Source organism: Inquilinus sp. (assembly GCF_057815775.1).
Map to the genome: position 1 here is coordinate 1 of NZ_JBYRFX010000764.1, position 5459 is coordinate 5459.

Sequence of the window (5459 nt, forward strand, 5' to 3'; positions counted from 1 at the left end):
TGCATGATCTCGGGGCCATAGGCCTCGACCTTGGCCGCCATCTTGGCGTCGATCGCGTGCTGGATCCGCTCCTCGATCTCGCGGTTGGCGATGCCCTCTTCCTTGGCCCATTCCTTGACCGGCAGGTCCATGCCGAACAGGCGCAGCGATTCCTCGTGCAGCGCGTCGAGGTTCCATTTCTCGGCGTAGCTGTTCTCGGGGATGGCGCGGGCGACGACCGCGGCCACCACCTCCTGCCGCATGTCGCCGACCATGGCGCCGACATCGGGCGCCTGCATGATCTCGCGCCGCTGCTCGTAGATCACCTTGCGCTGGTCGTTCATCACGTTGTCGAAGCGCAGCAGGTTCTTGCGCATGTCGAAGTTGCGCGCCTCGACCTTCTCCTGCGCCTTCTCCAGCGCCCTGTTGATCCAGGGGTGGATGATCGCCTCGCCCTCCTTCAGGCCGAAGCGGCGCAGGATGCCGTCCAGCCGCTCGGAGGCGAAGATGCGCATCAGATCGTCTTCCAGCGACAGGAAGAACTTGGAGCCGCCGGGGTCGCCCTGGCGGCCGGAGCGGCCGCGCAGCTGGTTGTCGATGCGGCGGCTCTCATGCCGCTCGGTGCCGACGACGTACAGGCCGCCCGCCGCCAGCACGATTTCCTTGTTCTTCGCCACCTCGGCCCGGATCTCGGCCTCGCGCCGGTCCCGTTCCGCCGGGTCTTCGATGCCGGCCAGCTCCAGCTCGACCCGCATCTCGACATTGCCGCCGAGCTGGATGTCAGTGCCGCGGCCGGCCATGTTGGTGGCGATGGTCACCGCACCCGGCCGGCCGGCCTGGGCGACGATATAGGCTTCCTGCTCGTGGAACCGTGCGTTCAGCACGTTGTGCGGGATCTTCTCCCGCTGCAGCAGCGCCGCCAGCGTCTCCGACTTCTCGATCGACACGGTGCCGACCAGGATCGGCTGCGCCTTGGCGTTGCACTCGCGGATCAGGGTGACGATGGCGTCGTATTTTTCGCGGACGGTGCGGTAGACCTCGTCATCCTCGTCCTTGCGGGTGACCGGGACGTTGGTCGGGATCTCGATCACTTCCAGGCCGTAGGTCTCGCCGAACTCCGCCGCCTCTGTCTGCGCCGTGCCGGTCATGCCGGCCAGCTTCGGGTACAGGCGGAAATAGTTCTGGAAGGTGATCGAGGCGAGGGTCTGGTTCTCGCGCTGGATCTCCACCCGCTCCTTGGCCTCGATCGCCTGGTGCAGGCCCTCCGAATACCGCCGGCCATCCATCATGCGGCCGGTGAATTCATCGATGATGATGACCTTGCCGTCCTTGACGATGTAGTCCCGGTCCAGCTGGAACATCACATGGGCGCGGAGGGCTTGGGTGACGTGGTGGACCTGGTTGACGTTGTGGATGTCGTACAGGTTGTCGCCCTGGAGCAGCCCCGCGTCGATCAGCAGCTGCTCGATCTTGACTTGGCCGGCCTCGGTCAGCGCGACCGTCTTCTGCTTCTCGTCGTGCTCGTAGTCCTCGACCGCCACCAGGCTCGGGATCAGCCGGTCGACCCGCATGTACATCTCCGACGAATCCTGCGCCGGGCCGGAGATGATGAGCGGGGTCCGCGCCTCGTCGATCAGGATCGAATCGACCTCGTCGACGATCGCGAAGTTGAACGGCCGCTGGACCATGTCCTCCAGCCGGAATTTCATGTTGTCGCGCAGATAGTCGAAGCCGAACTCGTTGTTCGTGCCGTAGGTGATGTCCGAGCCGTAGGCCTGCTGCCGCTGGTCGTCGGTCAGGCCGTTGACGATGCAGCCGACGGACAGGCCGAGGAAATTGTACACCCGGCCCATCCAGGCGCTGTCGCGCTGGGCCAGGTAGTCGTTGACGGTGACGACATGCACGCCCTTGCCGGGCAGGGCGTTGAGATAGACCGCGAGGGTGCCGACCAGCGTCTTGCCTTCGCCGGTCTTCATCTCGGCGATCTTGCCCTGGTGCAGCACCACGCCGCCGACCAGCTGCACGTCGTAGTGCCGTTGCCCGAGCACCCGCTTGGCCGCCTCGCGCACGGTGGCGAACGCCTCCGGCAGCAGGTCGTCCATCGTCTCGCCCTTGTCGAGCCGGGCGCGGAATTCCTGGGTCTTGGCCTGCAGCTGTTCGTCGCTCAGCGCCTGGAACTGGGGCTCCAGCGCGTTGGTCTGGACCACCGGGCCGGTGATCAGCGTCTTGACGAACCGGTCGTTGGACGAACCGAACAGCTTTCGGGCGAGCGCACCGAACATCGAAACCTCGACTTGGACAGGGAGGACACGTGGCCGCATCCACCCAAGAATTGGGGCCGCGCGACCGGGCTTTCAACGCAGCAGCCACATGTCGGCGCGGCCACTGCGGTCAAAAGACCCGGACCTTCGGGCGCGGCACCATAGCCGAAGGGTTTCGCCCTGCCAATGCCCGCCGCAGGCAGGGCGGCAATGCCGGTCCCGGTCGTCGCAGGGGGCTATTTCGCCGGGTCGGCGGCGATGGCGCTGCCCTTCAGCAGCACGATTTGGGTGACCTCGCCGGAGATGCCGAAGTCGCTGTCGTTGATCATCATCAGCGACCCGTCGCCGGCCAGCGCCAGGCCTTCGATCTTGGACGGCACGTCCGGGTGGTCGGCGCTGTCGAAGCGCAGGGTCTTGGTCACCGGCACGATCTTCGCCGCCGCCAGGTCCTTGGTCTGTTCCAGGCTGGGCACCGTGTCCAGCCCGTCCCAGGCGGTGCCGTGCAGGTCGGTCGCGCCGGCCAGGCTGATCTCATACAGCTTGGTGGTGCCGTCGGTGCGTTCCAGCACCAGGAAGCGGTCGGCGCCCAGCCCCATCATCTCGCTGATGCGCGGGTCGTTCTGCTTGTCCGAGGGGTCGAGCCGGAAGCTCTGCGGGTCGTCCAGGGTGTAGACATACTCGCCGGTCACCGCGAGCGTCGCCGCGTCGAGCACGTAGAGCCGGGCGTTCTTGGATTTCTTGTAGGCATCCTGGTCCGGGTTCGCGAGCGGGTTCTGGATGATGGTGGCCAGGCGTTTGTTGTCGGGCGTGATCGCCAGCGATTCCAGGCCGCGGTTGCTGGCGCGGCGATACAGCAGCGCCGGCAGCCCGCCATCGACCGGATAATGCGCGGCCTTGAAGTCGCCCTCGGTGCCCTGCGGCACCATCCGGCGCAGAATCTTGCCATCGGCTGCGACATGCAGCAGCGACGGGCCGTTCTCCTCCGACACCCAGAAGGTCCCGTCGGCCAGCGGCACCACCGATTCCGCGTCGACCGCGTCCGGGTTCTGCGGCAGCGCCTTGCCCGCCAAATCCACCGGCGTCTCGGTCGTGGCATGGGTCAGCGGGTTCAGCAGGCCGTTGACCGGGGTGCCGGCGCCGTCGCGCAGCGGCAGCACGGTGTCGACCGTGAAGGTGCCGCCTTCCTTCAGGGTGTTGCGGTAGATCGACGGCGAATAGTCCGGCAGCGGATAGATCCGGGCGCCCTTGTTGGCGCCGCAGATGGTCTTGCCGTCGACGCCGAACACGTCCTTGACGTCGCCGCAGGTGAAGTTCGGGCCGCGGTCGGAGATGGTCCAGAACGTCATCGGCGGGTCGTCGGCCCGGCGGCCGGCGCCGCTGCCGATGCCGACATTCAGCACCCGGGTGCTGCCGCCGGGGACGGTCATGCTGCCCATCGCCAGCTTCGGGTCGTCGCTGTGGTAGACGGTCACGGTTTCTGCCGCGAGCGCAGCGGGGACAATCGCGGCCGACAGCAGCAGCGCCGCGGCAAAGGGGCGGAACGGCATGACCCTCTCCTTAATTCTTCTTCACGTCGAAGCCTGGCCGGACTCTGAGGCTGGCCGGGAACCCGATTGTCTTCTAGGCGTTGCCCCGTATACGGCCGGTGACGGCGGAATGAAGCTTTGATGACAGGCCCCTGTGGTCCGCTTGTGCCTGCTTTCGGCCTGTGCTTTACCTTTCCGCCACTGTCGCGCAGCCGGCACGCTGCGATCCGGTGCCCCCATGCCGGCCGCTCATGGGCCAGAGCGCCGCCCGTTCCAACAGTTCGGGTCCCACAGTTCGAAAGGACGCGTTTCGATGTCTTCCCTTGCCCTCCGCATGCTCGCCGGCGTGGCGGCCCTCACCCTTCTGGCCAGCCCCGTGCTGGCGCAGGACGCCACCAAGCCCGCGGAGACCACGGCTCCGGCCGCCGGCACGCCCGACGCAGCACCCGCTGCCGCCGACCCGGTCGCCGCCACCGTCAACGGCCAGCCGATCCTGCGCTCCGAAGTGCTCGAGGCGATCAACGGCCTGCCGCAGCAGTACCGGCAGATGCCGGTCGAAATGCTGGTGCCGCTGATGGCCGAACAGGTCGCCACCGCCCATCTCGTCGCCGACAAGGGCATCGCCGCCGGCCTGAAGGACGACCCCGAGGTCAAGGCCCGGCTGGACACGGCCGAGCGCCGGATCATTCAGGACGTCTGGCTGCAGCGCCAGATCAAGGAGCGCACGACCGACCAGGTGATCCAGGACGCCTACAAGGACTATCTGGCCAAGAACCCGCCGCAGGAGCAGGTCAAGGCCCGGCACATCCTGGTCGACAGCGAGGACAAGGCCAAGGCGCTGATCAAGCAGCTGCAGGGCGGCGCCAAGTTCGACGATTTGGCCAACAAGAACACGACCGATCCGTCCGGCAAGGATTCCGGCGGCGATCTCGGCTGGTTCGCCAAGGACCAGATGGTGCCGGAATTCGCCGATGCCGCCTTCAAGCTGGAGAAGGGCAAGTACACCACCGAGCCGGTGAAGAGCCAGTTCGGCTGGCACGTCATCCTGGTCGAGGACAAGCGCACCCTGCCGCAGCCGACCCTGGACGAGGTCAAGCCGCAGCTTGAGGAGCAGCTGTCCCAGTCGCTGGTGCCGCAGATCATCGCCGATGTGAAGAAGGGCGCCACCATCGTCGTCATGGGCCAGGACGGCAAGCCGCTGCCCCCGCCCAGCACCGACGCGCCGGCCGATGGCTCTGCCGCTCCCGGGGCTGCTCCGGGCGCCGCGCCGGCCGACGGCACTGCCCCGGCCGCCCCGGCGGCAGCGCCGAAGTAACCGGCGGATAGCGGAGGGGGAGGGGACCATGGCCGGAGCATTGCCGCGCTCGCCGCTCGCACCAGAGCGGCTGCCGGACCTGGCACCGATCGCGGGCGTGCGGCTGGCCGCCGCCGCCTGCGGGCTGAAGAAGACGGGGGCGCCGGACGTGTTGTTCGTCGCCCTCGACCCCGGCACGACGGCGGCGGGTGTCTTCACCCGCTCCCGCTGCCCCTCCGCCCCGGTGGATTGGTGCCGCAAGGTGCTGCCCGGCGGGTCCGGCCGGGCCATCGTGGTCAATGCCGGCAATGCCAATGCCTTCACCGGCAAGGCCGGCGTGGCGACGGTGGAGGCCACGGTCGCCACCGCGGCCAAGGAGGCCGGCTGCAAGCCGGAGGA

General features: G+C 67.7%; 4 protein-coding genes. 2 read left to right on the plus strand and 2 right to left on the minus strand.

Going from position 1 to position 5459, the window contains the following annotated elements; translation table 11 throughout:
• A partial coding sequence (gene secA / locus AC3XYG_RS26855) for a preprotein translocase subunit SecA (RefSeq protein WP_489142939.1) occupies positions 1 to 2261 on the minus strand: 2261 nt, incomplete at its 3' end.
• A gap of 215 nt (positions 2262 to 2476) precedes the next feature.
• Positions 2477 to 3787: an esterase-like activity of phytase family protein gene (locus AC3XYG_RS26860; RefSeq protein ID WP_489142940.1), complete on the minus strand. Its 1311-nt coding sequence runs from the start codon at positions 3785 to 3787 to the stop codon at positions 2477 to 2479.
• Between the two features lie 292 nt (positions 3788 to 4079).
• On the opposite strand from AC3XYG_RS26860, the gene AC3XYG_RS26865 reads away from it, so the two are divergent.
• Both AC3XYG_RS26865 and AC3XYG_RS26870 read left to right on the plus strand, forming a co-directional pair.
• On the plus strand, positions 4080 to 5081 hold the full coding sequence (locus tag AC3XYG_RS26865; RefSeq protein ID WP_489142941.1) for a peptidylprolyl isomerase: 1002 nt from the start codon (positions 4080 to 4082) through the stop codon (positions 5079 to 5081).
• Positions 5082 to 5109: 28 nt separating this feature from the next.
• Positions 5110 to 5459 (plus strand): bifunctional ornithine acetyltransferase/N-acetylglutamate synthase (locus AC3XYG_RS26870; RefSeq protein WP_489142942.1); only part of this gene is annotated, 350 nt, incomplete at its 3' end.